At 59.6% G+C, this 26,432-nt stretch carries 27 protein-coding genes; 18 read left to right on the top strand and 9 right to left on the bottom strand.

All coding sequences use genetic code 11. From position 1 onward, the window contains the following. Positions 1-97 precede the first annotated feature (97 nt). The 9 genes from exaC to ACQY47_RS18170 all read left to right on the top strand — a co-directional run bounded on the left by exaC (position 98) and on the right by ACQY47_RS18170 (position 9,510). On the top strand, positions 98-1,618 hold the full coding sequence (gene exaC / locus ACQY47_RS18210) for an acetaldehyde dehydrogenase ExaC (protein ID WP_058420203.1): 1,521 nt from the start codon (positions 98-100) through the stop codon (positions 1,616-1,618). A 207-nt stretch (positions 1,619-1,825) separates the two neighbouring features. Next, positions 1,826-3,259 carry an ethanolamine permease gene (eat, locus tag ACQY47_RS18205; RefSeq protein ID WP_058420204.1) on the top strand — a complete coding sequence of 478 codons (1,434 nt, stop codon included), beginning with the start codon at positions 1,826-1,828 and terminating at the stop codon, positions 3,257-3,259. A gap of 64 nt (positions 3,260-3,323) precedes the next feature. Further along, the gene (locus ACQY47_RS18200) at positions 3,324-4,718 is read left to right on the top strand and encodes an ethanolamine ammonia-lyase subunit EutB (RefSeq protein ID WP_177033929.1); all 1,395 of its coding nucleotides are present in this window, start codon (positions 3,324-3,326) and stop codon (positions 4,716-4,718) included. After that, complete coding sequence (eutC, locus tag ACQY47_RS18195) at positions 4,715-5,548, top strand: ethanolamine ammonia-lyase subunit EutC (RefSeq protein ID WP_428550752.1); 834 nt, start codon at positions 4,715-4,717, stop codon at positions 5,546-5,548. The genes ACQY47_RS18200 and eutC overlap by 4 nt, the downstream gene beginning before the upstream one ends. Before the next feature lie 93 nt (positions 5,549-5,641). Beyond that, a complete protein-coding gene (locus tag ACQY47_RS18190; RefSeq protein ID WP_099547578.1) occupies positions 5,642-6,100 on the top strand; it encodes a GNAT family N-acetyltransferase in 459 nt (152 codons plus the stop codon). Positions 6,101-6,413: 313 nt separating this feature from the next. Further along, positions 6,414-7,067, top strand: coding sequence for a DedA family protein (locus ACQY47_RS18185; RefSeq protein ID WP_099547577.1), 654 nt, complete (start codon positions 6,414-6,416; stop codon positions 7,065-7,067). Between the two features lie 6 nt (positions 7,068-7,073). Next, positions 7,074-7,904, top strand: coding sequence for a zinc-dependent peptidase (locus ACQY47_RS18180; protein ID WP_099547576.1), 831 nt, complete (start codon positions 7,074-7,076; stop codon positions 7,902-7,904). Positions 7,905-7,997: 93 nt separating this feature from the next. After that, a complete protein-coding gene (gene ppa, locus ACQY47_RS18175; RefSeq protein WP_003176323.1) occupies positions 7,998-8,525 on the top strand; it encodes an inorganic diphosphatase in 528 nt (175 codons plus the stop codon). Between the two features lie 214 nt (positions 8,526-8,739). Next, on the top strand, positions 8,740-9,510 hold the full coding sequence (locus tag ACQY47_RS18170) for a LexA family transcriptional regulator (protein WP_428550745.1): 771 nt from the start codon (positions 8,740-8,742) through the stop codon (positions 9,508-9,510). 289 nt (positions 9,511-9,799) lie between these two features. Here the strand turns inward: ACQY47_RS18170 and ACQY47_RS18165 are convergent, their stop codons facing one another. Then, complete coding sequence (locus ACQY47_RS18165; protein WP_428550742.1) at positions 9,800-10,036, bottom strand: DUF6124 family protein; 237 nt, start codon at positions 10,034-10,036, stop codon at positions 9,800-9,802. 640 nt (positions 10,037-10,676) lie between these two features. On the opposite strand from ACQY47_RS18165, the gene ACQY47_RS18160 reads away from it, so the two are divergent. The 7 genes from ACQY47_RS18160 (at position 10,677) to ycaC (ending at position 18,520) form a co-directional block, all read left to right on the top strand. Continuing rightward, positions 10,677-12,008, top strand: a complete 1,332-nt coding sequence (locus tag ACQY47_RS18160) for an amino acid permease (protein WP_225933013.1) — start codon at positions 10,677-10,679, stop codon at positions 12,006-12,008. After that, complete coding sequence (locus tag ACQY47_RS18155; protein WP_428550738.1) at positions 11,992-13,287, top strand: aspartate aminotransferase family protein; 1,296 nt, start codon at positions 11,992-11,994, stop codon at positions 13,285-13,287. Before ACQY47_RS18160 ends, ACQY47_RS18155 begins: the two co-directional genes overlap by 17 nt. Before the next feature lie 74 nt (positions 13,288-13,361). Then, positions 13,362-14,090, top strand: coding sequence for a TetR family transcriptional regulator (locus ACQY47_RS18150; protein WP_428550735.1), 729 nt, complete (start codon positions 13,362-13,364; stop codon positions 14,088-14,090). Between the two features lie 119 nt (positions 14,091-14,209). Next, entirely contained in the window at positions 14,210-16,207 is a 1,998-nt protein-coding gene (locus ACQY47_RS18145) for an acetoacetate--CoA ligase (protein WP_428550732.1), read from the top strand. After that, the gene (locus ACQY47_RS18140; RefSeq protein WP_017136018.1) at positions 16,204-17,382 is read left to right on the top strand and encodes a thiolase domain-containing protein; all 1,179 of its coding nucleotides are present in this window, start codon (positions 16,204-16,206) and stop codon (positions 17,380-17,382) included. The genes ACQY47_RS18145 and ACQY47_RS18140 overlap by 4 nt, the downstream gene beginning before the upstream one ends. A 1-nt stretch (position 17,383) precedes the next feature. After that, complete coding sequence (locus ACQY47_RS18135; protein ID WP_017136017.1) at positions 17,384-17,764, top strand: Zn-ribbon domain-containing OB-fold protein; 381 nt, start codon at positions 17,384-17,386, stop codon at positions 17,762-17,764. A gap of 123 nt (positions 17,765-17,887) precedes the next feature. Continuing rightward, the gene (ycaC, locus tag ACQY47_RS18130; protein WP_065911274.1) at positions 17,888-18,520 is read left to right on the top strand and encodes an isochorismate family cysteine hydrolase YcaC; all 633 of its coding nucleotides are present in this window, start codon (positions 17,888-17,890) and stop codon (positions 18,518-18,520) included. Between the two features lie 140 nt (positions 18,521-18,660). Here ycaC and ACQY47_RS18125 read toward each other — a convergent pair whose 3' ends face one another. The 8 genes from ACQY47_RS18125 to ACQY47_RS18090 form a co-directional block, all read right to left on the bottom strand. Then, positions 18,661-19,818, bottom strand: a complete 1,158-nt coding sequence (locus tag ACQY47_RS18125; RefSeq protein WP_170038040.1) for a glutathionylspermidine synthase family protein — start codon at positions 19,816-19,818, stop codon at positions 18,661-18,663. 12 nt (positions 19,819-19,830) lie between these two features. Beyond that, positions 19,831-20,544, bottom strand: coding sequence for a DUF1190 domain-containing protein (locus ACQY47_RS18120; protein WP_017136014.1), 714 nt, complete (start codon positions 20,542-20,544; stop codon positions 19,831-19,833). Between the two features lie 18 nt (positions 20,545-20,562). Then, a complete protein-coding gene (locus ACQY47_RS18115) occupies positions 20,563-20,991 on the bottom strand; it encodes a DUF350 domain-containing protein (RefSeq protein WP_017136013.1) in 429 nt (142 codons plus the stop codon). Positions 20,992-21,006: 15 nt separating this feature from the next. Further along, positions 21,007-21,669, bottom strand: a complete 663-nt coding sequence (locus tag ACQY47_RS18110) for a DUF2491 family protein (RefSeq protein ID WP_428550725.1) — start codon at positions 21,667-21,669, stop codon at positions 21,007-21,009. A gap of 168 nt (positions 21,670-21,837) precedes the next feature. Then, entirely contained in the window at positions 21,838-22,398 is a 561-nt protein-coding gene (locus ACQY47_RS18105; protein WP_017136011.1) for a rhomboid family intramembrane serine protease, read from the bottom strand. Between the two features lie 171 nt (positions 22,399-22,569). Then, entirely contained in the window at positions 22,570-23,268 is a 699-nt protein-coding gene (locus ACQY47_RS18100) for a PspA/IM30 family protein (RefSeq protein WP_017136010.1), read from the bottom strand. A 17-nt stretch (positions 23,269-23,285) separates the two neighbouring features. After that, the gene (locus ACQY47_RS18095) at positions 23,286-23,867 is read right to left on the bottom strand and encodes a YjfI family protein (RefSeq protein WP_032865490.1); all 582 of its coding nucleotides are present in this window, start codon (positions 23,865-23,867) and stop codon (positions 23,286-23,288) included. 362 nt (positions 23,868-24,229) lie between these two features. Next, positions 24,230-25,273 (bottom strand): PDDEXK nuclease domain-containing protein, encoded by a 1,044-nt coding sequence (locus tag ACQY47_RS18090; protein ID WP_428550721.1) that lies wholly within the window; start codon positions 25,271-25,273, stop codon positions 24,230-24,232. 207 nt (positions 25,274-25,480) lie between these two features. Between ACQY47_RS18090 and ACQY47_RS18085 the strand changes: the two genes are divergently transcribed. Further along, positions 25,481-26,125: an NAD(P)H-dependent oxidoreductase gene (locus tag ACQY47_RS18085; protein ID WP_138452001.1), complete on the top strand. Its 645-nt coding sequence runs from the start codon at positions 25,481-25,483 to the stop codon at positions 26,123-26,125. Further along, the gene (locus ACQY47_RS18080; RefSeq protein ID WP_017136005.1) at positions 26,064-26,432 is read left to right on the top strand and encodes a MerR family transcriptional regulator; all 369 of its coding nucleotides are present in this window, start codon (positions 26,064-26,066) and stop codon (positions 26,430-26,432) included. The genes ACQY47_RS18085 and ACQY47_RS18080 overlap by 62 nt, the downstream gene beginning before the upstream one ends.

The raw sequence follows: 26,432 nt of genomic DNA, 5'->3' as shown, positions 1-26,432 counted from the left end.
AACAGGTGTGTAAAGCGATGGCCCAACCTTTGCTCTACGCTTTATCACGCGCAACACCGCTGTACTCCAATAAACATAAAAGCAGGAGATACCCACCATGCGTTACGCACATCCCGGCACCGAAGGCTCGATCGTTTCCTTCAAGGCCAAGTACGGCAACTTCATCGGCGGCGAGTTCGTTGCGCCGGTGGACGGCAACTATTTCACTAACACCTCGCCGGTCAACGGCAAGCCCATCGCCGAATTCCCGCGCTCCACTGCCAAAGACATCGACAAGGCACTGGATGCCGCCCACGCTGCCGCTGACGCCTGGGGCAAGACCTCAGCCCAGGACCGCTCGCTGGTGCTGCTGAAAATCGCCGACCGCATCGAACAGAACCTCGAACTGCTGGCCATCACCGAGACCTGGGACAACGGCAAGGCCGTGCGTGAAACCCTCAACGCCGACATCCCGTTGGCCGCCGACCACTTCCGCTATTTCGCCGGTTGCATCCGCGCCCAGGAAGGCACCAGCGCCGAGATCAACGAACTTACCGCGTCCTACCACTTCCACGAGCCGCTGGGTGTGGTCGGCCAGATCATCCCGTGGAACTTCCCGCTGCTGATGGCCGCCTGGAAACTCGCACCGGCCCTGGCCGCCGGTAACTGCGTGGTACTTAAACCCGCCGAGCAAACCCCGCTGGGCATCAACGTGCTGATGGAGTTGATTGGCGACCTGCTGCCGCCTGGCGTGCTGAACGTGGTGCACGGCTTCGGTAAAGAAGCGGGCGAAGCCCTGGCCACCAGCAAGCGTATCGCCAAGATCGCCTTCACCGGCTCCACGCCAGTGGGCTCGCACATCATGCACGCGGCGGCGGAGAACATTATTCCGTCGACCGTCGAGCTGGGCGGCAAGTCGCCGAACATCTTCTTTGCCGACATCATGAAAGCCGAACCTTCGTTTATCGAAAAAGCCGCTGAAGGCCTGGTGCTGGCGTTCTTTAACCAAGGCGAAGTGTGCACCTGCCCATCCCGTGCGCTGGTTGAAGAGTCGATCTACGACGACTTCATGAAAGTGGTGATGAAGAAGGTCGAGCAGATCAAACGCGGCGACCCGCTGGACACCGACACCATGGTCGGCGCCCAGGCGTCCGAGCAGCAGTTCGACAAGATCCTGTCCTACCTGGAAATCGCCAAGGGCGAAGGCGCGCAACTGCTCACCGGCGGCAAGGTTGAGCAACTGACCGGCGACATGGCCGGTGGTTATTACATCCAGCCGACCCTGCTCAAGGGCACCAATGAGATGCGCGTGTTCCAGGAAGAAATCTTCGGCCCGGTGGTGAGCATCACCACCTTCAAGGACGAAGCCGAAGCCCTGGCGATTGCCAACGACACCGAGTTCGGCCTCGGTGCCGGCGTATGGACCCGCGACATCAACCGCGCCTACCGCATGGGCCGTGCGATCAAGGCGGGCCGTGTGTGGACCAACTGCTACCACCTGTACCCGGCGCATGCCGCGTTTGGTGGCTACAAGAAGTCCGGTGTGGGCCGTGAGACCCACAAGATGATGTTGGATCACTACCAGCAGACCAAGAACCTGCTGGTGAGCTACGACATTAATCCGTTGGGCTTTTTCTAACTAACACCCGCTCCCCCACTTGAAATGCAATCAAGTGTGGGAGCTGGCTTGCCTGCGATAGCGGTGGTTCAACCAGCAAAAGTGGTGACTGCCTTCCCGTCATCGCAGGCAAGCCAGCTCCCACATTTGAATCTTCGCAAGTACTCGCAACTCACGTTCGACACAAAGAGGTCGAGCTAAAACAATAACAATGGACGGTACTTCCCCATGCCTAGCGAACCCACTGGCTCTTCCGTCGACTTCGAAAAAGTCGGCACCGACTATTTCCAACAACGCGAACTGAAAAAAGGCGCCGCCGGCTGGGTGCTGCTGGTCGGCCTTGGCGTTGCCTATGTGATCTCCGGCGACTACGCCGGTTGGAACTTCGGCCTGGCCCAGGGCGGCTGGGGCGGCATGTTCCTCGCCACCTTGCTCATGGCCACCATGTACCTGTGCATGTGTTTCTCCCTGGCCGAACTGTCTTCCATGATTCCTACCGCTGGTGGTGGCTACGGCTTTGCCCGCAGCGCGTTTGGCCCTTGGGGCGGGTTCCTCACGGGCACCGCCATCCTTATCGAGTACGCGATTGCTCCTGCCGCCATCGCGGTGTTTATCGGCGCCTATTGCGAGTCGTTGTTCGGCATCGGCGGCTGGATGATTTACCTGGCGTTCTACATCATCTTTATCGGCATCCACATCTTTGGCGTGGGTGAAGCCTTGAAGCTGATGTTTGTGATCACCGCCATCGCAGCGATTGCCTTGGGCGTGTTCCTGGTGTCGATGGTGCCGCACTTCAACGTCGCCAACTTGCTCGATATTCCGGTGACCGAGGCCAAGGGCGCCAGTACCTTCCTGCCGTTTGGCTATGTTGGCGTGTGGGCGGCGATTCCCTACGCGATCTGGTTTTTCCTCGCCGTTGAAGGCGTGCCCCTGGCCGCCGAAGAAACCAAGAACCCCAAGCGCGACCTGCCCCGCGGATTGATCGGCGCCATTGTGGTGCTGACCAGTTTTGCCCTGTTGATTCTGGTGATTGCGCCCGGCGGCGCCGGCACCTACGCGCTGATTAAATCGGGTAACCCGCTGGTTGAAGCGCTGGCCTTGTCGTACGGCGGCTCGACCTGGATGGGCAGCTTCGTCAATCTGGTTGGCCTGGCCGGGCTGATCGCGAGCTTTTTCTCGATTATCTACGCCTATTCGCGGCAGATCTTTGCCTTGTCTCGCGCCGGCTACCTGCCGCGCAAGCTGTCGCAGACCAACAAAAGCAAGGCGCCGGTGCTGGCGTTGGTAATCCCCGGCATCATCGGTTTCGGCCTGTCGCTGACCGGCCAGGGTGATTTGTTGATTCTGGTGGCGGTGTTCGGCGCGACCATTTCCTACGTGCTGATGATGGCCGCGCACATCACGTTGCGCATCCGCCGCCCCAAAATGGAGCGCCCGTACCGCACGCCGGGTGGCATTTTCACTTCCGGCATCGCCCTGGTACTGGCCTGCGTGGCCGTGGTAGCGGGCTTTCTGGTGGACCCACGGGTGGTGATTGGCGCTGCGATCATCTATGGAGTATTAATTGCTTACTTTGCTTTCTACAGCCGGCATCACTTGGTAGCAGGCACGCCCGAAGAGGAATTCGCGGCGATCCAGGCCGCAGAGGCCGCCTTGCACTAACTGCCGTAAACCTCGATGCGGGCGCCTTACTCACGGGCAGCCCGCGTCGCCAAGGAGACACTGTATGGCAAGCTTTTCCCACGCGGTAGGTACACAGACCTACCGCTTCGACAGCCTCAAAGACGTGATGGCCAAGGCCAGCCCGGCGCGTTCCGGCGACTTCCTGGCCGGTGTGGCGGCGCAAAACGACGGCGAGCGCGTCGCGGCGCAAATGGCGCTGGCGAATATTCCGTTGAAACACTTCCTCGAAGAAGTGCTGATCCCTTACGAAAGCGACGAAGTCACCCGGCTGATCATCGACACCCACGATAAACAGGCGTTCAGCGCCGTCAGCCACCTGACCGTCGGTGGCCTGCGCGACTGGTTGCTCAGCGATGCGGCCGACGAACATTCCCTGCGTGCCTTGGCACCCGGGCTGACCCCGGAGATGGCCGCCGCCGTCTCCAAAATCATGCGTGTGCAGGACCTGGTGCTGGTGGCGCAGAAGATTCGCGTGGTCACCCAGTTTCGCGGCACCATGGGCCTGCGCGGGCGCCTGTCGACCCGCCTGCAACCCAACCACCCGACGGATGAACCGGCAGGCATCGCCGCCAGCATTCTCGACGGCCTGCTCTACGGCAACGGCGACGCGATGATCGGCATCAACCCGGCCACCGACAGCATCGCCTCGATCTGCGCCATGCTGGAGATGCTTGACGCGATCATCCAGCGCTACGAAATCCCCACCCAAGCCTGCGTGCTCACCCACGTGACCACCTCCATCGAAGCCATCAACCGTGGCGTGCCGCTGGACCTGGTGTTCCAGTCAATTGCCGGCACCGAAGCGGCCAACGCCAGTTTCGGCATCAGCCTGAGCGTGCTGCAAGAAGGCTACGAAGCAGGTTTGAGCCTGAATCGCGGCACGTTGGGCCAGAACCTGATGTATTTCGAAACCGGCCAGGGCAGTGCCTTGTCGGCCAACGCGCACTTTGGCGTCGACCAGCAAACCTGTGAAACCCGCGCCTACGCCGTGGCGCGGCATTTCAAGCCGTTTTTGGTCAACACGGTTGTAGGCTTTATCGGCCCGGAGTACCTGTACAACGGCAAACAGATCATCCGCGCCGGCCTCGAAGACCACTTCTGCGGCAAGCTGCTCGGCGTGCCGATGGGCTGTGATATCTGCTACACCAACCACGCCGAGGCCGACCAGGATGACATGGACACGCTGCTGACCCTGCTGGGCGTGGCCGGGATCAACTTCATCATGGGCATTCCCGGCTCCGACGACATCATGCTCAACTACCAGACCACCTCGTTCCATGACGCCCTGTACGCTCGGCAAACATTGGGTTTAAAGCCGGCGCCGGAGTTTGAGCAGTGGCTGGCGAAAATGGGCATCTTCACCCAAGCCGACGGCAAGGTGCACTTTGGCAACAGCCTGCCACCGGCGTTTCGCCACGCCTTGAAGCAATTAGGATGAAGGAGCCGCCTGTGCAACTCGACCTGCCTGACAACCCGTGGCTGGAACTGCGCCGCCTCACGCCTGCGCGCATTGCCCTGGGCCGCACCGGCACCAGCATCCCCACCAACGCGCAGCTGGATTTTCAATTCGCCCACGCCCAGGCGCGCGATGCGGTACACCTGCCCTTCGACCATGCGGGCCTGAGCAGTCAAATGGCCGAGCGCGGGCGTGACAGCCTGTTGCTGCACAGCGCTGCGCTGGACCGGCACATGTACCTGCAACGCCCGGATTTGGGCCGACGCCTGAGTGATGAGTCAGCCCAGAGCCTGCGCGACTATGCCGCCGCCAACCCAGGTGGCGTGGATTTGGCCGTGGTGGTGGCCGATGGCCTGTCGGCGCTGGCGGTGCATAAACATACGCTGCCGTTTCTTACACGCATGGAGGAACAGACCCAGGCTGAAGGCTGGTCTTTATCGCCAGTGATTCTGGTGGAACAGGGCCGCGTGGCAGTGGCCGATGAAGTCGGCCAATTGCTCGGGGCCAAGATGGTGGTGATTCTGATCGGCGAACGACCGGGCCTCAGCTCGCCCGACAGCCTGGGGCTGTATTTCACCTACAACCCCAAGGTCGGACTCACCGATGCCTACCGCAACTGCATCTCCAACGTACGACTGGAGGGCCTGAGTTACGGCATGGCCGCCCATCGCCTGCTTTATTTGATGAAAGAGGCGTGTCGTCGGCAGCTGTCGGGGGTCAACCTCAAGGACGAGGCGCAGGTTCAGACCATTGAATCGGATGATCCTGACCTGATGAAAGGCAATTTCCTGCTCAGCCCACCCAATGACTGATAGCTGCACGATTGCGCTTTTTTGCGTCATTAGGCAGCATCGAGTCACGGCCGCTTGTGTGGTCATACACCCATTTGGAAGTTGAGGCCTGGCATGCGGATTACTCAAGCGACCCTGGAACACCTGGACCTGCTGACCCCGTTGTTCGTCAAGTACCGTGAGTTTTATGGCGCGCTGCCCTTCCCGGATTCGTCGCGGGCCTTTCTGGAAAAGCGCCTGCGCCGCAAAGAGTCGGTGATCTACCTGGCCCTGGCGGATGATGACGACAAAAGGTTGCTGGGATTCTGCCAGCTGTACCCGAGCTTTTCGTCGCTGTCGCTTAAACGCGTGTGGATCCTCAACGACATCTACGTGGCCGAAGATGCCCGCCGGCAGCTGGTGGCCGACAACCTGATACGCACCGCGAAGAAGATGGCCAAGGAGACCCAGGCCGTGCGGCTGCGGGTGTCGACCAGCAGTGACAATGAAGTGGCGCAGAAGACCTATGAGTCGATCGGCTTTCGGGAAGATACGGAGTTCAAGAACTACGTGCTGCCGATCAGTGAGGACTGAGAAAACACCAGCGCTCCACTGTGGGAGCTGGCTTGCCTGCGATAGCGAAGTATCAGCGGATGCATCATTTGCTGGCCCACCGCTATCGCAGGCAAGCCAGCTCCCACATTTACATCTGAGCAACATTTAGGTCGGTGTGGGGCCTTGCTACCAGCGACACTCCCCGCTACAAAACCAACACGCTTTTCACCTCTTAATCCGTATAATGCGGACCTCTCAGAGTTGTAAGAATCGCGACATAACCTTGTAGCCTAACTTACCCGTAGCTTCCGCACAGGCCCGCTGAGTCGGGCCATTCACACAGGTACCATCCATGGATTTCAACCCGCTCGACCTTATTCTGCATCTCGACGTTTACCTCGACATGCTGGTAAGAAACTACGGAGTGTGGATCTACGCCATTCTGTTCCTGGTTATCTTTTGCGAAACCGGTTTGGTGGTCATGCCCTTCCTGCCCGGTGACTCCCTGCTGTTTATCGCCGGCGCCGTCGCCGCAGGCGGCGGCATGGACCCGGTCCTGCTGGGCGGCCTGTTAATGCTGGCAGCCATCCTCGGCGACAGTACCAACTACGTGATCGGACGAACGGCCGGGGAACGCTTGTTCAGCAACCCGAATTCAAAAATCTTCCGCCGCGACTACCTGCAAAAAACCCACGACTTCTACGACAAGCACGGCGGTAAAACCGTGACCCTGGCGCGCTTCCTGCCGATCCTGCGCACCTTTGCGCCATTCGTGGCCGGTATCGCCAAAATGCCTTACCCGCGCTTCTTTGGGTTCAGCGTGTTCGGCACCGTCCTGTGGGTTGGCGGCCTGGTCACCCTGGGTTACTTCTTCGGCAACGTGCCGTTTATCAAAAAGAACCTCTCGCTGCTGGTAGTGTTCATCATCCTGCTGTCGCTGGTGCCAATGATCATCGGCGTGGTCCGCAGCCGTTTCGGCCGCAGTTCCGAAGCCAAGCCGCAGTAACCCGCGATGTGGTCCCTCAGCGCCTGGCGTCGCCGGCGCCTGCTGGCCAAGCACCCGATTGCCGATGACACCTGGCAGCGGGTGCGCCACCACCTGACCTTCCTCGACGGCATCAGCGCCGAGCAGGACCAGTGGCTGCGCGAAGCCTGCGTGGTGTTCCTGAATGAAAAGCACCTCACCGCCCTGCCCGGCGTCGAGCTGCATCAGGAACAGCGCCTGCTGCTCGCCGCCCAGGCACAATTGCCGTTGATGAACCTGGGCGACCTCGACTGGTATCAGGGTTTTCACGAAATCGTGCTGTACCCCGACGACTTCCTCAGCCCCCAGCGCCATCGCGATGCCAGCGGCGTCGAGCACGAGTGGGACGGTGAACACAGCGGCGAAGCCTGGCAGCAAGGCCCGGTGATCCTCGCCTGGCCCGGCGTTCTGGCCAGCGGCCAGTGGGAAGGCTACAACCTGGTGATCCACGAGCTGGCGCACAAGCTGGACATGCTCAACGGCGACGCCAACGGCCTGCCGCCGCTGCACCACGACATGCGCGTGCAGGAATGGGCCAGTGTGATGCAAAGCGCCTTTGACGACCTCAACCGCCAGCTGGATGCCAACCCGGACGCCGAGACCGACATCGACCCCTACGCCGCCGAAAACCCGGCGGAGTTCTTTGCCGTCACCAGCGAATATTTTTTCAGTGCCCCGGATTTACTGGTCGGTACTTACCCCCAGGTGTACGCGCAACTGAGCCGCTTCTATCGCCAGGACCCGCTGGCCCGCCTGCACCAACTGCAAACCGGCGATGCCCGCTACCAGACTGAACCGCTGGCGCCACACGACGTCTGACGCATGGCATCGGCGTCAGAATATGCCTATAATCGCCGCCACTTTTAGGCCAATCCGGCCATGTTTAATGGCCAACTACGGGGGCACCGCCCAATGAGCTACAGCAAGATTCCGGCTGGCAAAGACCTGCCGAACGACATCTACGTCGCCATCGAAATTCCGGCCAACCACGCGCCGATCAAATACGAAATCGACAAAGACAGCGACTGCCTGTTCGTTGACCGTTTCATGGCCACCCCGATGTTCTACCCGGCCAACTACGGTTTTATCCCTAACACCCTGGCTGACGACGGTGATCCCCTCGACGTGCTGGTAGTAACCCCTTACCCGGTTACCCCAGGCTCGGTGATTCGTGCGCGCCCAGTCGGTATCCTGAACATGACCGACGACGGCGGCGGCGATGCCAAAGTTATCGCGGTGCCACACGACAAGCTGTCCCAGCTGTACGTGGACGTGAAGGAATACACCGACCTGCCGCCATTGCTGCTGGAACAGATCAAGCACTTCTTCGAGAACTACAAAGACCTCGAAAAAGGCAAATGGGTGAAGATCGACGGTTGGGGCAACGCAGACGCCGCCCGCGCCGAGATCATGAAGTCGGTCGCTGCCTACAAAGGCTGATACCCGCTCCTCATTGCCCCGGCAATCAAAAAAGCCCCGACGATTCGGGGCTTTTTTTGTGGGAAAAATTAAACGCCAAGTTCAATGTTTAATTCGGAGCGTTTAACAAGATTATATAACTGACATATCAGACTACAACTAAGCAAATCCCTACACGCGAAACTCAACGCATAGTTTATTTGATGTATTTTTCCGGCCAGTAAACTCTGCGTTTATGAATACATCAGGTGATCGACTAAAAGCGTTACTGCGGGAAGTTCATCTTTCCGCCTCCGACTTCGCCAAGAACCGTGGTGTCACGCCTCAACACGTGAACAACTGGTTCAAGCGCGGCGTGCCCATGGGCCGACTCAACGAGATCGCAGAACTGCTCTGCGTCTCGAGCCGTTGGCTGCGCACCGGCGAAGGCCTCAAACACCCGCCGGCCAACTTCCTGCTGGAAGGCCCGGACCCAAGAAAAGGCATCGCCACCCGCGAAGAAAGCGGCAAGTACCTCACGGGCCCCGTCCGTCTCCCAGAAAAAATCGACGTGGAGATCGCCCTCCACCCCACCTTCACCTCAACCGAGCGCATCCGCGTCTCCCTGCACACCCTCGAAACCCTCAACGTACACCCCGACCGCGCGGTAGGCGCCTACATGGTCGACAACAGCATGACCGACATCATCCAACAAGGCGCCACCCTCGCCATCGACCGCGGCCGCAGCCAAATCACCGACGGCGAAATCTACGCCGTCGAACACGACGGCATGCTCCGCATCAAATACCTCTACAACCGCCCCGGCGGCGGCCTGCGCATGCGCAGCCACAACGCCAGCGAACACCCGGACGAATACCTCACCCACGAACAACGCTTTGAACAGAACTTCGGGATCGTCGGCTGGGTGTTCTGGTGGTCCACTCTGAACAACCGCAGACCCGTCCCACTGGACGAACACCTGCTGGGCTGGGAAGGCTCTAAATCGGACCCGGAGGTAGGCATATGAGGTGAATGTGGGTATCATGCCGCCCACATTTGGCAGGGGGTGGCTTTGCGCTACCTATTCTGCCTGGCGATGCGGAGGAGTTCCCGCAGATGCCCCTACTATTCAGCCCGACGCGATGTGGGCTGAGCGATTTGAAGGCTGGTGAGGTTTGTCAAAAACAAGCTGAGGCAGTCCCCGAGAAGCCGGCCACAAGCCGGCTTTTTAATGTCTGTAAGAATTCACAATCCAGTAGTCCAACAATTGTTGGACTACTGGGGCCGCTTATTGCCTCACCCGCCTCTCTGGTGCGTTATCCAGGCTGCAAACACTCCACAGCCCGATCCGCCACCATCTTCGCCATCTCCACCAAATGCATTACCGCCCGATGCGGCGCACCCAGCGGTTCACCAAGCGCCTGCGATGTAGCCACCGCACACTGCAGCAGCTCGGCCACGCGCACCCAGGCATCTTCAAAGCTCAGTTCTTCATTAACAGTAAATGGCTTAGTCGCAGCCGACGCTGGCGAATCCGAGACAACGTTATCCATAGCAAAACTCCAATCGATAATTTGGAGCTGCCAAGATCCGCGACTAAACGAAAGGCGGCAGCTGTACGCAGGTTAGTCGACCGGTCGATTGGGAACCCGGCGCACCCGGAGGTGCCCTGCGCACAGCCACCATAAGATGCAGGCGAAGGGGTGCCTGACTCATGAATTGCTTATGCGCCAATCGAATCCGGGCGACTAAACCCGATCACTGAAAAAGCAGTGACGGAACGCAGCCTAGTCGCGAGATTTTGCTGACGCAAGCGGCTGGGATTCTCTAGGAAACGTCCCGCAAATGAAAGGGATTCGCCCTGCTGGCCTTTGAAAATCACCCCTAATTTTCGACCGTTTCCCCCCCACCCATCTGTTTCCCCGGGTGACACGCTTTCACCCTCCCCCCAGTCAACATCGCCCCAACGAAGCTTCCTACAAACACATCTAAACAGCCCGCTTAAAAACCGCTTGCCGCCGCGTTTAATATTTGGCCCAAAACCTGCTTATTGCACACCGTACAATAAAATCCGGTCTGAGCCGGGTCACCTCACTACTGCTGTGCAATACAGCTTGGGGAATGCAGATGTCTACACCACCGCTTCACTCTTCCAACCATGGCTTGGCGCGGTCGCTCAAGGAGCGTCATGTGATGTTGATTGCTATCGGCGGCATTATTGGGGCCGGTTTGTTTCTGGGTTCGGGCAAGGCAATTGCCACGGCGGGGCCAGCGTTGTTGCTGGCGTATGCGCTGTGTGGGGGGATGGTTTATTTGATTGCGCGGGCGCTGGGGGAGTTGTCGTTGTATCGGCCCGGTAGCGGGTCGTTTGCGACGTATGCGGAGGAGTTTTTGGGGCCGCGGGTGGCGTTTATTACGGGCTGGTCGTATTGGTTGATCTGGATTCTGGTGGGGGTGCTGGAGGTTACGGGGATCGGCTTGTTGATGAAATATTGGTTCCCGGAGTTGGCGCAGTGGATTCCAGCGTTGGTCACCACGGTGGTGTTGATGGTGATCAACTTGTTTGCGGTGAAGACGTTTGGCGAGGTGGAGTTCTGGCTGGCGTTGATCAAGGTGGTGACGATTGTCGGGCTGATTGCTGCAGGCTTGGCGATTCTGATATTCGGGCTGGATACATCGTCGCAAACCACCCCTTCAATCACCAACCTGTGGCGGCACGGCGGGTTTTTCCCGAATGGCTGGAGTGGCTTTTGGTACGCGATACCGTTGGCGGCGTTTACCTTTGCCGGGGTCGAGGTGATTGGCTTGGTGGCGGCGGAAACGGCCAACCCGGAGCGCACATTGCCGCGGGCGATCAATAGCATCATCTGGCGGATGGCAATTTTTTATATCGGGTCGATCGCGGTGATCATGGCCCTTTATCCCTGGAACCAGATCGATACCTCACAAAGCCCGTTTGTGAGGGTGTTCGACAGCATTGGCCTGGGGATTGCGGCCGGGTTGATCAATTTTGTGGTGATCAGTGCGCTGGCGTCGTCGTGCAATACCGGGTTATTTGCCACCAGCCGGATGTTGTTTGCGCTGTCGCATATTCAGCAGGCACCCCGTCAATTGCAGGTGTTAAGCCCGCGCCAGGTGCCGGCGCGTTGCTTGATGGTGTCGACCGCGATTTTGCTGGTGGGGGTATTGCTGAACTATTTGATGCCGGAACGTATTTTCAACCTATTGATCACCGGCATTCTGGGCCTGTTGATTTGGGTATGGGCGGTGATCATCACCACGCATATGGCGTATCGGTACAAGGTGCAGCGCGGTGAGTTGCCGCTGATGGCGTATCGCTTGCCATGGGCTCGGGGCAGCAGCGTGTTGGTACTGTTGTTTTTGGCTGGGTTGACGGTGCTGGTGATTCGCGACCCGGAGACGCGCACGGCGTTTTATGTGGCGGCGGCCTGGTTTGCGCTGTTGCTGCTGGTGTATCCGAAGCGCAACGCATCCAAGGAGGTGAGCGATGTTCACAGCGCCTGATAGGTCCGTGTTGCAGCGCTGCATCAACCGCTATACCCACGCCAACCCCAACAGCGCCCGGCAACTGGACGTGGCCGCGCGGGTAATGCCGGGTGGCAATACGCGCTCAGTGCTGTTTTATGAGCCGTTTCCGTTGGTGATGTCGGGCGGGGCGGGCTGTTTTCTAGATGACCTGGACGGGCATCGTTATGTCGACTTTCTCGCCGAATATACCGCAGCGCTGTATGGGCACTCCCACCCGGTGATCACCCAGGCGCTGACGACGGCGATGGCAAACGGGCTGAACCTCAGCGCCCCTACGCAACTGGAAGCGCGGTTGGCAACGCTGATCGTGGAGCGCTTTGGTTGTATCGAACAGGTGCGCTTTACCAATTCCGGTACCGAGGCGAATCTGCTCGCGCTGGCGGCGGCACGGGCCTACACCGGGCGCGACGGCGTCATCGCGTTTAACGGCGGTTATCACGGCGGCGTGCTGAGTTTTGCCGGGCCAGGCACGCCGATGAATGTGCCCCACCGCGTGTACCTGGCGGATTACAACGATCTACGCAGTGTCGAGCGTTTGCTGTTTGAGTACCCAGGCGCGTGTGCGGCGATCCTCGTGGAGCCGATGTTGGGCGCTGGTGGCTGTATCTGCGCCGCGCCGGGCTTTCTCGAGGGTTTGCGCGCGTTGAGCCGTGCGCATGGGGTACTGCTGGTGTTCGATGAGGTGATGACTTCACGCCTTGGCCCAGGCGGTTTACAGGAAAAACTCGGCATAACGCCTGACCTGATGACCCTGGGCAAATACCTCGGCGGTGGGATGCCCTGTGGAATGCTGGGCGGCCGACGAGACATCATGGCGCAGTTCGATCCGCGCCATGGCAGCCTCTCTCACGCAGGCACCTTTAACAACAACGTACTGACCATGGCGGCGGGTATCGCTGGATTGGAGCAGGTGTATACCCGTGAGCAAGCCCTTGCGTTGAATGCAAGGGGCGACCGGTTGCGCGAGCAACTGAACGAGGTGCTCGCCTGCATGCCGATGCAGTTTACCGGGCAGGGTTCAGTGATGAACCTGCATCCCACAGGCTTGCCGATTCTTCGGCCCACGGATATCCCAACGGACCGAAACCGCCTACGGGACCTGTTCTTTTTTCACCTGCTTGAGTGTGGGATCTACAGTGCACGGCGCGGGCTGTTTGCGTTGAGCCTGCCGCTGACCGAGCACGAAATGAATCGGCTGGTTAACGCTACACAGGCTTTTGTAGAATGCTATGGAGGCATGTTGACCAGAGACTGACGCCGCGCCTGGAAGAGCGACAGCGAATCGACGACCGGCTATCCTTTCGCCGTCGCTCAACCGGAACAACGTCCATGACCAGCAAAACCGCAAACCCACGAGGCAGGCGTAAAAAAACTGTTGGCGAAGACCCGCAAAACCAACTGAATAAAGACACGATTATCGCCGCCGCATTGGCGTTGATCGACCGCGAAGGCCTGGAAAAATGCAGCCTGCGCAACTTGGCAAATAGCCTGGGCGTGTACCCCACGGCCATTTACTGGTACGTCTCGTCACGTGAATTGCTGTTGAGCGAAGTGTTGGCCAAAGTCCTCGAACAGGTGGCACCGCAGCCTCAGGAGCGCTGGCAGGACTACCTTCGCGCCACTCTGGTTAATTGCCATAACGCTGTGCACCAGCACCCGAATGTGGCGCCGTTACTCGGTGCGCAACTGGTCTCCAACACCCGCACCGACTTCAAGTTGGTGGAAGGCGTATTGGCAGCGTTGCAGCAAGCGGGTTTCAGCGGGCCTTCATTGGCTGGCGCCTACAACACGTTTATCGCCGCCCTTGCCGGTTTCACCACCTTGGAGTTCGCCCCGCTGCCGGAGAACACCGAGGCGTGGCAGCACCAAGTACAGGAAAGCCTGCAGGCCGTTGACGCCGAGCAGCACCCGACCCTTGCGCAGAACATGGACCAGCTCAGCAACCGAGGTTTCAGCCTGCGCTGGCAAAATGGTGTGCACGCGCCGCTGCATGAGAGCTTTGCGTTTTATGTCGACACCTTCCTCTGCGGCCTGGAAACCCTGGCATCGCGTCGCTGAAAAATCGCACAACATAATCAGAAAGCCCATCAATTGTACGTCGTACAATTTATCGCTACAGTCCGTCACGCATGAATACCCCATGACCCTAAAAACAAAAACGTCAGAGGTCTTTAATCGTGGCGACTGCATTCAACGAAGTGGTCCAGGGCCAACGGCTTTGGCAGCCCTCCCCTGAACATATCCAAACTACCCGCCTCACGCATTACCTGGCTTGGCTCAAACGCGAGCGCGGGCTGAGTTTTGTCGACTACCACGGGCTATGGCAGTGGTCGGTCGATGATCTGGACGCTTTCTGGCAATCGATCTGGGACCACTTCAAGGTGCAGACCAGTAGCCCCTACCACGCGGTGCTGGGTGATCGTAGGATGCCGGGTACTGAGTGGTTTCCCGGCGCGCAGCTGAATTTTGCCGAACACATTTTGCGCAACGAACGGCAAGGCGATGCGCTGCTCTACCTGAGCGAATCCGCCGCCTTGCAGGGCTTGCCATGGGTCGAGTTCTGCGACCAGGTACGCACGTTCGCCAGCTATCTGCGAGAGCTCGGCGTAGTGCCCGGTGATCGCGTGGTGGCTTACCTGCCAAACATTCCCGAGGCGATGATTGCGCTATGTGCCTGCGCAGCCATCGGTGCGATCTGGGCCAGTTGCTCGCCGGATTTCGGCAGCGAGGGTGTGCTGGATCGGGTGCGGCAATTAGCGCCGAAAGTGCTGTTGGCGGTGGACGGTTACCGGTATGGCGGCAAGGTGTTTGACCGGCGCGACCAGGTCCGGCAGATCGTCGGCGAGTTGGGCAGTATCCAACAGGTGATTGTGCTGCCGGCGCTGTTTGCTGATGAGCCATTGACGCTGCCTAACGCCATCGACTGGCACAGCTTGCGCCTGCGCCCCAGCGTGCCCGCCGCCGATTTCCAGTGCGAGCAAGTCCCCTTCGATCATCCGTTATGGGTACTGTTCTCGTCCGGCACCACGGGGGTGCCCAAAGCCATCGTTCACAGCCATGGCGGGGTTCTGCTGGAGCAGCTCAAAGCACTGCATCTGCACCTGGATTTCCGTGCGGGTGACACCGCCTTCATTTTCACCACCACCGGCTGGATGATGTGGAACACCTTGTTCAGTGCCTTGCTCTGCGGTGTACGCCCGGTGCTTTACGACGGCCATCCCACCTGGCCAGGCACCGATGCGCTGTGGCAAATCCTGCAAGACAGCCGCGCGAGTTTTTTCGGCACCAGCCCCACCTACATTGAACTGATGCAACGCGAGGGCGTGGTGCCCGGCGAGCGTTTTGACCTGCACGCACTGCGCACGGTGATGCCGGTGGGGTCGCCGGTTTCACCGCAGTGTAATGCATGGTTTTACAGCAACCTGAACACGGCGGTGTGGGTCAACACGGGCAGCGGCGGTACGGATATCTGCACCGGTTTGGTCAGTGGCGTACCGACCTTGCCGGTGTATGCCGGCGAGATCCAGGCGCGCGCCCTGGGGGTGGATGCCCATGCGTTTGATGCGCACGGCCAACCGGTGATCGATCAAGTCGGCGAGCTGGTGGTGAGGTCGCCCATGCCGTCGATGCCGGTGTATTTCTGGAATGACCCGACGGGCGAGCGCTATCGCGACAGCTACTTTCAGCCGTGGCCGGGCGTGTGGCGCCATGGGGATTTCTTTTTGCTCAATGCTCGCGGCGGCTGCCAGGTGCTGGGGCGTTCCGATGCGACGCTGAACCGCTTTGGCGTGCGGATCGGCACGGCAGAGATTTACCGGGCGCTGGAGCACATCGCAGAAATCGAGGATGCACTGATCGTTAACCTTGATTTGCCCGAGGGCGGTTTCTTTATGCCGCTGTTTGTACAGCTGCGTGCCGACGCGGTGTTGGATGAGCCTTTGCAGCAACGCGTGAACGACTGCCTGCGCCTGGCGTGCACACCTCGGCATGTGCCGGACTGCATCCTGGCTGTACCGCTGATTCCCACCACCCTCACCGGGAAAAAAATGGAAGTGCCGGTACGCCGGATCCTGATGGGACACGACCCGCAGAAAGTCGCCAACCCCAGCGCCATGCGTGCCCCGCAGGCGCTTGAGTTCTTTATCGAATACGCCGCCCGGAGCCGTCAGCCATGAGGGGTAAAGCTTATATCGTGGGTGCCTATGAACACCCTACCCGCCACGCCACGGACCGCTCCCTGGCGCAGTTGCATGCCGATGTGGCACGCGGCGCCCTGGAGGATGCGGGGTTGAGCCTCAGTGATGTCGACGGCTATTTCTGCGCCAGTGATGTGCCGGGCTGGGGAGCGCCAGGCGTAGGGCCGTTCTCCATGGTCGAGTACCTGGGCATCCAGCCACGGCACCTGGATACGACGGAAAGTTGGGGCTCGTCCTACATGCATCAAGTCGCCCAGGCTACACGCGCCATCGCCGATGGGCGCTGCCGTGTCGCCTTGATCACCCAGGCCGGGCGCCCGCGTGCCGAGCGCCAACGTCCGCAAAGCAGCGCATTAGACCCAGCGTACAGCGCCTGTGAAGCACCGTTTGAAACGCCCTATGGCGCTGCCGTGGTCAACCGCTACGCGATGTGCGCCATGCGCCATCAGTACGAACACGGCACCACGGCCGAGCAATTGGCCTGGATAAAAGTCGCGGCATCGCACCATGCCCAGCACAACCCGCAGGCCATGTTGCGCAATGTGGTAACGGTGGAAGACGTTCTGAGTTCACCCTGGGTCGCCGCCCCTTTGCGGCGCTTGGACTGCTGCGTGATCAGCGACGGCGGCGGTGCCCTGGTGCTGGTGCATCCAGCCATTGCGCGCTCGCTCAAACGGCCGCTGATTACGCCTATCGGTTCGGGCTATGCGATTAACCATCTGAACGGCGGTTACTTCGACCTGCTGACCTCAGGTGGCGCGCAATCCGGCGCCGATGCATTCGGCGAGGCGCGCCTCACACCTGGCGATATTGACTACGCCTCGCTGTACGACAGCTTCACCATCACCGTATTGATCCAGCTGGAAAACCTCGGTTTTTGCGCCCCAGGCCAGGGCGGCGCCTTTGTCAGCGACGGCAAGTTGATCAGCGGTGTCGGCCCCTTGGCGGTAAACACTGACGGCGGCGGCCTGTGCAATAACCACCCCGGCCATCGCGGCGGCATGGCCAGGCTGATCGAGGCTGTGCGCCAGTTGCGCGGCGAAGCACACCCGGCCGTTCAACGGCCTCATTGCGCACTGGCTCTGGCCCACGGCACCGGCGGCCTGCTGGGTTCACGCCACGGCAGCGCCACACTCATACTGGAGCGCCTTTGATATGCCACTGACCTCACCGCACATCACCGCGGAAAGTGCGCCCTTCTGGGCTGCCGCCAATCAAGACCAACTGTTGCTACGCCGTTGCCTGGACACCGGCAAGGCCTACTACTACCCCCGCGATCACAGCCCGTTCACCGGCAGCACCGCAACCGATTGGATCGTCGCCAGCGGTGGCGCCACCTTGTACAGCTTCAGCTATAGCGGGCGCGCAGACGACGTGCATTGCATTGCCTACGTGACGCTCGACGAAGGGCCAACGATGTTGTCGGTCATCCAGTGTGAGGCTGCGCACCGCTTGCGCATCGGGCAACGGCTCAAGGTGGCGTTTGCGCCCACGCCGAGCGGCCAAAAAGTCCCCGTGTTTGTTCCGTCAGTTTGATTGTCCTTTTTAAGTTGACGGTAAGACACATGCCAGCCGATTTATCACGTCCAACCCACCCATTAATCTGTGCCCATGTTGAACGCAACGCCAAACCAACCCAACCAAAAAAGGACTTCAACCATGAGCACGCCAACCCTCAGCCGCTTGAACAAAGACGACGCCATTGTTCTGCTGATCGACCACCAAACCGGCCTGATTTCGCTGGTGCAGGACTTCTCCCCCAACGAGTTCAAGAACAACGTGCTGGCCCTGGCGGACGTCGCCAAGTTCTTCAACTTGCCGACCATCCTCACCACCAGTTTCGAGCAAGGCCCTAACGGCCCGTTGGTGCCGGAGTTGAAGGAGATGTTTCCGGATGCGCCTTATATCGCTCGCCCTGGTCAGATCAATGCGTGGGACAACGAGGATTTCGTCAAGGCGGTCAAGGCGACTGGGCGTAAGCAGATTGTCATTGCGGGTGTGGTGACGGATGTGTGTGTGACGTTCCCGACGTTGTCGGCGCTGGCGGAGGGGTTTGAGGTGTTTGTGGTGACGGATGCGTCGGGCACGTTTAATACGACGGTGCAGCAGGCCGCGTGGAGCCGGATGGTGCAAGCGGGGGCGCAGATGATGAATTGGTTTTCGGTGGCGTGTGAGTTGCAGGGTGACTGGCGCAACGATATTGAGGGGCTGGGGAATTTGTTGTCGCAGCGGATTCCTAATTATCGGAACTTGATGAACAGCTATTCGGTGCTGGCGGCGCGTCAGGGGTGAGATTGAGCGGCTTTAACCTGTGGGAGCGGGCTTGCCCGCGATGGCGGTGAATCAGTCACTACATTCGGTGGCTGACATACCGTCATCGCGGGCAAGCCCGCTCCCACATTTGGGCTTTGCTGCGTTGCAATTGGGGTGGCTCAGTCAAGAATCAGGTGCGGTAGAAACCGGCTTGAGTCCTTGGTGATCAGGCTGTTGTCTTCGCGCACGCCGATGCCTGCGGCTTGGTCAGCGATGACCCAGGAGCCGATCAGTGTGTAGCTGTCGCCAAACCTCGGCAGCGGCGCAAATTCTTGAAGGATAAACGGCGCGTCCGTGTAGGGACCGTCTTCTTTTACGATCAGGCCGTCGGCGGTTTGCAGTTCGATGTTGGCGCCTTCGCGGGAGAAGAACGGTTTGCGCACCCAGCCCTTTGGCACGGCTTTGCCGGGGTCGGGGTCCAGGTGGGAGGCAAGCAGGTTCGGGTGGCCTTTATTGAACTCCCACAGCAGCGGCAGGATGCCTTTGTTGGAGAGGATGGCTTTCCACGCGGGCTCGAAGAACTGGGTGTCGCTCTGGGCAATCGCGGCGCCGAAGGGTTCGTGGAAGATGAACTCCCAGGCGTGCAGTTTGAACAGGTGGGGAATCCAGCGATCCTCAAGGTCGACGAAGCGGCCTTCGCTGGTGAGGCCGATGTCTTCGATGTCGATGTGGCGCGATTCGATGCCGACTTTTTCGGCGACCAGGCGCAGGTAGTCGGTGGTGCCTTTGTCTTCGATCGAGTCTTTCATCGAGGCAAAGTAGAACGGCTGGTTGAGCTGCAATTGGGCGAAGGCTTGATGCAGCTTGGTGTCGATGCTGTTGAACTGGTCGGCGTGCTTGGGCAGCAGGCCGCGTTCGATGCATTGTTCCAGCCAGCCCCACTGAAACGCCGCCGCTTCGTAGAGGCTGGTGGGTGTGTCGTAGTTGAGTTCGAGCAGTTTGGCTGGGCCGCTGCCGTTGTAGGAGAAGTCCATGCGCCCGTACAGGTGCGGGTGGCCTTCGAGCCAAGAAGTGCGGATCATGTCGAAGAACGGCGCGGGAATGCTCAGGCGTTCCAGCAGCTCCTCGTTTTGCACCACGCGGGCCACGAGGTCCATGCACATGTCATGGATCTCGGTGGTCGGGTCTTCGAGGTCGCGTTCGATTTGCTGGAGCGTGAACTGGTAGTACGCGCTTTCATCCCAGTAGGGTTCGCCGTCGATGGTGTGGAACAGGAAGCCGAGGCTGTCGGCGGTCTGTTTCCAGTCATGACGTTCTGCGCAGTGGATCTTCTTCATGAACTGGCTTCCTTAACTGCTCGACCCGCCGCCGCCCCAGCCGCTACGGGCGCTGGCTTTGCTGCCGAAGCCGCCACGGGAGGTGGACGACGCAACGTTCACCGGCTTGCTGGAGGAGCGCAGCGTGTTGGAGTAGTTGCTGCTGCCGTATCGGGCCTGGTTGGAACGGCCAAAGGTCGCCCCGTTGGAGACACGCTGGTTGAGCGTCGAGTTGCCGTAATTGCCACGATCATCGCGGTAGCGGTACACCGGCTCGGAGCGGTAGCTGTTGCGATTGTTGCTGAGCATGTTGCCGATCAACAGGCCGGTCAGCAGGCTGCTGGTGGAGAAACCTGAGCCACCGCTGTTGGCTTGCGAACCGGCGACTTGGGCATTGGCCGCATCGACCTGGGATTGGGTCACCTGGCCTTCGGCGGTCAGTTCGAAACCGCCCAGCCTTGGGATGAACTTGCCGGAGGAGTCTTGCTGGCACCAGTCGGCGACAAAGTCAGCATCGCAATCGGTCTGGCTGTCGTACACCGGCGCGATGCGGCGGTGCTCGGCCATGGCGGTCATGTAGGCGTCGGAGCAGACGTCGACCGGCAGCTTTTCATCGGCGCACTGCTGTACCGACTGGAAGTTGTACTTCTTCTGCAAATCGTAGGTTTTTTCGGTCGGCCCGCAGCCGGATATCGCCATGGCGACCGACGCTGCCAGCGACAGCTGGACGTATTTGCTTCGTTTCATCGAGAGCTCCGTGCGCAATCAGTACTGGGTGGGCGTCATGCACGCGGCGTTCAGCATGCCGACGCTGATAGCCACGGCGGCCACGTAGATGCCGGCCGCAACTTCGCCATTCTTGATGCGCTCGGACGTGCCTTTGAGCACCAGGCTGGTCAGCAGAAACGCCAGCAACTGGACGACGGCGGCGATCACCGACCAGACGACAAAATCCAGCAGGCTGATGGAGTAGGCAATCACATTGCTGGCCGGAATGGCGAAGCCAATGATCGCGCCGCCCAGGGCGACCGACGCCGACACGTTGCCGGCGCGGATCAGTTCGAACTCCTTGTGCGGAGTGATGCGGGTGTAGATGAACTGGAACAGCGCGAACAGCACCGCTGCCCCCAGGATGTAGATGACAAAGCCGAGCACAGCCGCTTTGTTCAGGGAAATGGAGAGAGCTTCTAGCATGGATGGCTTCCTTTTTTAGAGCGCAGTCAGGTCAGTTGTGTACAGCGAAATGCCCAGCGACGTGCTCAGGCTGATGCCACCCTCGGCATCTTCTTCGACGGAAAACAGCAGGAACTCGCGGCGATCGGTCAGGCCGGTGTCACGGGCGTACAGCATCGAACGGTGCTCAACGTTGTAGGCGTCTTCCGGGTTTACCACGCGCTCGCTCATCGCCACCAATTCGGTCTGGCCGGCTTCGCTGCCCCAAACACGGGTGTATTCGACGCCGTTGCGGGTGTAAGTCGGTAGCCCGATCAGGCTTTGTGGGCCTGCCAGCCGACGCAGTTCCGCTTCGCTGCTGAGGGTGACGTAGCTCAAGTAGTTGAACAGGATCACCGACTCGACCTGCCCGGCGACTTCGCCGGTGGTGTGTACTTGCAGCCAGTAATCTTCGTCGTTCATGTAGTAGCGCGACAGCCAGGTCGATTGCCCGAGGTCAACGGTGCCGTTGGCCCAGACTTCCTGGGAGCCGGGGATCACCACCGAGGTTTTCCCATCGAGCAACAATTTCAGGGTGGTGTCGAACATCACGCCTTTGCCGGGCGCCAGGCCTAGCGGGCCGGTGGTCGGCAGCGGCGATATTGACTCGGCATTCGTTTGTGGGGCCTCAAGCCCCATCAACTGTTTAAACCATCCCATTGGAGAGTTCCTTGAGGTGGGTGGAAGCGATAGAGAAGGGAATAGATGAGAAACAATAAAAGCGGAAGATGGCGCCCGAGCGCCACACAAGAAAATTCGACATGTCGCCCCTGACTCCCTGGGTATTTGATTCCTGACGCCATCGCCTCAGCGTCGGTAGGCGCACGTTCACCCGGCATTAAACCTGCTGCGCGGTGTTGAGAGAAGTACCTTGGCAGCAATAAAGCCGGCGAGCGCACCAAACAGATGCCCTTCGAAGGAAATCCCCTGGCGCGGCACAAACCCCATGATCAACCCGCCATAAAACACCGCCACCACACCGGCGATTAACAGGTTGCTCCAGCTCCTGTGGAACCAGGCGCGCGACAAGAGGTAGGCCCATAGCCCAAAGACCCAGCCGCTGGCACCGACGTGTACGCCGGTAAACCCGAACAGCCAGACCAGCGAACCGCCCAGCAGGATAATAATCGCGCTGACGGTTATGAAACGGTTGAGCCCTTCGGCCATGACCAGGGTGCCCAGCACCACAAACGCAATCAGGTTTGCGCTCAGGTGGGCAAAGGAGGCGTGCAGAAACGGTGAGGTGAGGATGCCGAACAGGCCCTGCACGGTCCTCGGGATCAGCCCGAATGCCATGAGGCTGTAACCGGTGGCGACATTGAGCAGTTGCAGCGCGACCATGAACACGGCCAGGCCTGCGATTGTCTTGAAACCCTTCAGGGCGTCCATCCTGACCTCGACGTAAAAAGGGCACAGTCAATGCCCGCCCGCTAAGAAAGAACACGGTCACTGTGGCGAGGGAGCTTGCTCCCGCTGGGCTGCGCAGCGGCCCTAAAAATGGGACTGCTACGCAGTCCAGCGGGAGCAAGCTCCCTCGCCACGGGTCGGGCAGTGGAAGCGCTACTCGGCCGACTTTTGCTTCAGACGCTCCAGAATCGCATTAGCGCTGCCGGTGTCCGGGGTGATGCCGGCTTCACGCAGTTTGCGTTCCAGGTCGGTACCGGTCGATGCCTCGGCCAGTTCGTCCTGGGCTTGCAGTTCAGCGGCGCGTTGCTGCTGTTTGGCTTGCAGGCGGTTGAGTGTACCGACGGCGGTTTCCAGCTTGCCGTTGGCGCCGCCGCTGGCGACGGACGCGCTGACCTGGGCCTTTTGCACGCTTTCGCGGGCCTTGGCCATGTCCACTTGCTGGCGCAGGCTTTTGATCCGGCTTTCGGCCTTGGTGATGTCCTTGCGCATGCTGTCGGCGTAGCCACCGAACTCGGCGGTCTGCTTTTGCTCGGCGTCGCGCTCGTTGGTCAGGGTCGAAATGGCTTCGGCCACTTCCAGGGCCAGGTCTTCACGGTTGGCCTGGATAGCGGCCATCGCCTTGGATTCAAGGTCTTTGATCTTGGCGTCGTACTCGCCTACGCGATCCGCTGCCAGCTTGTGCTTGGCCATGATGCTCACCAGCTCACGCTTGGCGTTGGCCAATGCTGTGTCGGCGTCGCGAATTTCTTGATCAAGGATGCGCAGGGCCTGTTGGTCGACGATCGATTCGCCGACTTCGCTGGCACCGCCACGCAGCGCGGTGAACAATTTGCTCCAGATGGACTGAGTCATTGGATACTCCCGAATACTTAATTGAAGAAACGTTCGAAGGCTTCGCTGGCGCGCTGCACGTTATCGACCAGGGTTTTCACCTCGGTCACGATGTTGGTCAGGCTGGAGTCGGAACTCAGCGCACCAAACATGTTGTAAACAACCTGCCCGTTCGGCATGGACTCGATACCGATCGACGACAACGGGAACATCTCCCGGCTGCGCAGCACGGCGTCATTGAAGGCGGTTACGTCGTTGATGGACTCGACGTCGACCAGCACGGTATCGACGATGATCTGCTCGCCCACCACCGCGATGTAAATCGGCAAGCCCCCGAAGTCGTTCATTTCCAGTTTGATGCTGGACTCGGAACCTTGAACCAGAGAAAGCGTAATGTCTTTGGCGACCACTTCGTCCAGGGCTTGCAGCGCGCTGAAGAGGCGGTCGATGTTCCAGTTGGTACCTGCGCTCATGAAATTCTCCGACATGAATGAGCCAGCCAGAATCGGTTGGCGAAGCTGTTTCTCCATTTGCTTGAGCAGGCTTCGGTTTTCGGGAAGCACCCAAGTCTCGTGTTTCACATAACCGGCGGCCGCCAGCCCCGCGCGCATCTGCTTCATGTAAAAGCTCGACGGCTTTTTAACCGGCGGTTTCAAGCGCTCTCCCTTGCGGCTTGCTGAATCGGTATCGGGCTCTGCGGGCGGGCTCGATGGAGAGCTGCTTTTCATGGTACTGGCCTCGTTGTGAAAATCTCACGCGTGAGAAAATCTACAGGCAATTTTTGCAATGCTCAATAGCTCACGCGTGAGATTTTTTGTCTCACTTTTCCCGAACCGCTCAGCGCGCCCATCGAAGGCTGAGGTTCCACTTCCCAACCTGATGAACTGAAGCGCCGTTGTTGGCGCGGACATGGATACGGGAAAGAAGGAAAGCGCCTGCTTTATCCATCCAACCATTGCAGCCTGCCCTGAACGGCAAGCTGTCACGGTTGAATGCACCCCGCCAGCTCCCGCTCAATCTGCTCAATGCTTGGCAAACTGGTTTGTAGCTCTGCCGGTAAAGACTCCACCAACTGATACTCCGCCACGCCGATCGGCCGGTTGTTGTCGCGCAATGCGTATTCAGCCACCACTTCATTTTTGCTCTTGCACAACAACAGGCCGATGGTGGGCCCGTCCTGTGGGTGTTTAAGCTGGGCATCCACTGCCGACAGGTAAAAACTCAGCTTGCCGAGGTGTTCGGGCTTGAATTTGCCTGTCTTGAGTTCGATCACCACGTAGCAGCGCAGCTTCAGGTGATAGAACAACAGGTCGACGAAAAACTCATCACCACCTACATCCAGTAATACCTGCTGGCCGACAAAGGCGAAACCGGCGCCCAGTTCAAGCAGGAAGTCGGTGACGTGCTTGATTAACGCGTTTTCTATATCGCGCTCCTGCGCATCCAAAGCCAGGCTGAGAAAGTCGAAACGATAAGGATCCTTGAGCGATTCGCGCGCCAGGTCGGATTGGGGCTTGGGCAAATGGTCTTCAAAATTGCTGACGGCCTTGCCACTGCGCTCCAGCAGGCGATGCTCGATTTGCATCACGAGCGTGCTACGTGACCAGTTGTGTTCAATTGCCTGGGCGATGTACCACCGGCGCGTTTCGGGGCCGGGGAGTTTGTCTAGAAGCACCACATTGTGGCCCCACGGCAATTGTGCAGCAGCCTGTTGCACAAATTCGGCATTCGGCCACGCCTCGGCAAAAGCGCGCATATATTTGAGGTTGCGCGGCGAAAAGCCCTTCATCTTGGGGAAGGCCGCGCGCAAGTCTTGGGCAAGGCGATCAACCACCTTGCTGCCCCAACCCTGCGCGGCCTGGCGGGTCAGAATATCGTGGCCGATCTGCCAGTAAAGCAGCACCAGTTCGCGGTTCACCGCCAGCGTTGCTCGCTGCTGGGCCGTATGGATGCGCAGTTTAAGGTCGCTCAACCAGTCGCTGTAGCCCACAGGAGGCGTGATCAAGCCGATGGAGGTTTCGCTCATGCCCGTTTCACTCTTGACTGGAGAGGCACAGGCTAGTCAGTGGTTTTTACCGTCACAAGGGGCCGCGAGCGCTTCAGGAAGGGCCTTGCACAGATCACAGAAACGTCCTGCTGGCCTTTGCAAATCGACGCATTGCTGGGCCGTGCCTTGACTCTCCCCTATACAGCACACCCTACCCTGAAAGGTCCACTTTCAGGCTTCGGCACCATGACTCAGCGCATCCTGCTCATTCTCGGCCACCCCTCCAGCACCAGTTTCTGCTCAGCCGTCGCTGATACCTACATCCACGCGGCGACAATCGCCGGCCACGAGGTACGCGTCCTGCGGCTAGGCGAACTGGCTTTCGACCCGGTCCTGCATAACGGCTATGCCCTGCCCCAAGCCTTGGAACCCGATTTGCTCAGCGCCCAAGCCGATATCCTCTGGGCGACTCATCTGGCGTGGGTTTTCCCGATCTGGTGGGGCGGCATCCCGGCATTGATGAAAGGCTTCATCGACCGTATTTTCCTACCCGGCTTTGCCTTCAAATACCGTAAGGGCAAGGCTTTCCCGGATAAGCTGCTGCAGGGCCGCACCGCCCATTTGTTGGTGACCCTGGACACGCCGCCGTGGTATTACCGCTGGGTCTATCGCATGCCGGGGATTCATCAGATGCGCAGCACGACCCTGGCCTTTTGCGGCATCAAGCCGACCAAGACGCTGATGTTCGGACCTGTACTGGGATCAACCGCAACGCAGCGCGACACGTGGCTCAAACAGGTCGGCGCACTATTTGAAAAAAGGAGTTTTCATGTACATCGGCAAAGCCGCGCAGTTGTCGGGCACGACCATCAAGGCGATTCGCCATTATGAAGCGATTGGCCTGCTGCCAGCGCCACAGCGTGCGGGGCGTTATCGGGTTTACTCGGCGCAGAGTGTCGAGTTGCTGACGCTGATCAAATGCGCCCAGCAGTTGGGGTTCAAGCTCAAGGAGTTGCAGGGGATTTTGCACGGGCACGAGGGCGATGCGTTGCCTTGGGAAAGGGCAGACCAGGCCATCGCCAGCAAGAAGTGCGAACTGGCCGGGCAGATTGCCGGGCTGCAGAAAATGCAGGCCGGGTTGATGGCATTTGAAGCGCAGCTCAAGGACGCACAGGGGCAATACTGCGGTATGCGCTGA

The organism is Pseudomonas edaphica (assembly GCF_965277385.1).
In the GTDB taxonomy this organism is placed as follows: domain Bacteria; phylum Pseudomonadota; class Gammaproteobacteria; order Pseudomonadales; family Pseudomonadaceae; genus Aquipseudomonas; species Aquipseudomonas edaphica.
Note: the sequence above shows the minus strand (reverse complement) of the source record. Positions and strands in the feature narration are given on the sequence as shown.

Bases quoted from the DNA above. Each gene is read 5' to 3' on its own strand.
- ACQY47_RS18105 (WP_017136011.1), bottom strand. From the start codon at position 22,398: ATGGACGCCCTGAAGGGTTTCAAGACAATCGCAGGCCTGGCCGTGTTC.
- ACQY47_RS18125 (WP_170038040.1), bottom strand. From the start codon at position 19,818: ATGAAGAAGATCCACTGCGCAGAACGTCATGACTGGAAACAGACCGCC.
- ACQY47_RS18135 (WP_017136017.1), top strand. From the start codon at position 17,384: ATGCCACTGACCTCACCGCACATCACCGCGGAAAGTGCGCCCTTCTGG.
- ACQY47_RS18200 (WP_177033929.1), top strand. From the start codon at position 3,324: ATGGCAAGCTTTTCCCACGCGGTAGGTACACAGACCTACCGCTTCGAC.
- exaC (WP_058420203.1), top strand. From the start codon at position 98: ATGCGTTACGCACATCCCGGCACCGAAGGCTCGATCGTTTCCTTCAAG.
- ACQY47_RS18155 (WP_428550738.1), top strand. From the start codon at position 11,992: ATGTTCACAGCGCCTGATAGGTCCGTGTTGCAGCGCTGCATCAACCGC.
- eutC (WP_428550752.1), top strand. From the start codon at position 4,715: ATGAAGGAGCCGCCTGTGCAACTCGACCTGCCTGACAACCCGTGGCTG.
- ACQY47_RS18180 (WP_099547576.1), top strand. From the start codon at position 7,074: ATGTGGTCCCTCAGCGCCTGGCGTCGCCGGCGCCTGCTGGCCAAGCAC.
- ACQY47_RS18100 (WP_017136010.1), bottom strand. From the start codon at position 23,268: ATGACTCAGTCCATCTGGAGCAAATTGTTCACCGCGCTGCGTGGCGGT.
- ACQY47_RS18110 (WP_428550725.1), bottom strand. From the start codon at position 21,669: ATGGGATGGTTTAAACAGTTGATGGGGCTTGAGGCCCCACAAACGAAT.
- ppa (WP_003176323.1), top strand. From the start codon at position 7,998: ATGAGCTACAGCAAGATTCCGGCTGGCAAAGACCTGCCGAACGACATC.
- ACQY47_RS18140 (WP_017136018.1), top strand. From the start codon at position 16,204: ATGAGGGGTAAAGCTTATATCGTGGGTGCCTATGAACACCCTACCCGC.
- ACQY47_RS18095 (WP_032865490.1), bottom strand. From the start codon at position 23,867: ATGAAGCAGATGCGCGCGGGGCTGGCGGCCGCCGGTTATGTGAAACAC.
- ACQY47_RS18165 (WP_428550742.1), bottom strand. From the start codon at position 10,036: ATGGATAACGTTGTCTCGGATTCGCCAGCGTCGGCTGCGACTAAGCCA.
- ACQY47_RS18190 (WP_099547578.1), top strand. From the start codon at position 5,642: ATGCGGATTACTCAAGCGACCCTGGAACACCTGGACCTGCTGACCCCG.
- ycaC (WP_065911274.1), top strand. From the start codon at position 17,888: ATGAGCACGCCAACCCTCAGCCGCTTGAACAAAGACGACGCCATTGTT.
- ACQY47_RS18080 (WP_017136005.1), top strand. From the start codon at position 26,064: ATGTACATCGGCAAAGCCGCGCAGTTGTCGGGCACGACCATCAAGGCG.
- eat (WP_058420204.1), top strand. From the start codon at position 1,826: ATGCCTAGCGAACCCACTGGCTCTTCCGTCGACTTCGAAAAAGTCGGC.
- ACQY47_RS18170 (WP_428550745.1), top strand. From the start codon at position 8,740: ATGAATACATCAGGTGATCGACTAAAAGCGTTACTGCGGGAAGTTCAT.
- ACQY47_RS18115 (WP_017136013.1), bottom strand. From the start codon at position 20,991: ATGCTAGAAGCTCTCTCCATTTCCCTGAACAAAGCGGCTGTGCTCGGC.
- ACQY47_RS18160 (WP_225933013.1), top strand. From the start codon at position 10,677: ATGTTGATTGCTATCGGCGGCATTATTGGGGCCGGTTTGTTTCTGGGT.
- ACQY47_RS18150 (WP_428550735.1), top strand. From the start codon at position 13,362: ATGACCAGCAAAACCGCAAACCCACGAGGCAGGCGTAAAAAAACTGTT.
- ACQY47_RS18090 (WP_428550721.1), bottom strand. From the start codon at position 25,273: ATGAGCGAAACCTCCATCGGCTTGATCACGCCTCCTGTGGGCTACAGC.
- ACQY47_RS18085 (WP_138452001.1), top strand. From the start codon at position 25,481: ATGACTCAGCGCATCCTGCTCATTCTCGGCCACCCCTCCAGCACCAGT.
- ACQY47_RS18120 (WP_017136014.1), bottom strand. From the start codon at position 20,544: ATGAAACGAAGCAAATACGTCCAGCTGTCGCTGGCAGCGTCGGTCGCC.
- ACQY47_RS18185 (WP_099547577.1), top strand. From the start codon at position 6,414: ATGGATTTCAACCCGCTCGACCTTATTCTGCATCTCGACGTTTACCTC.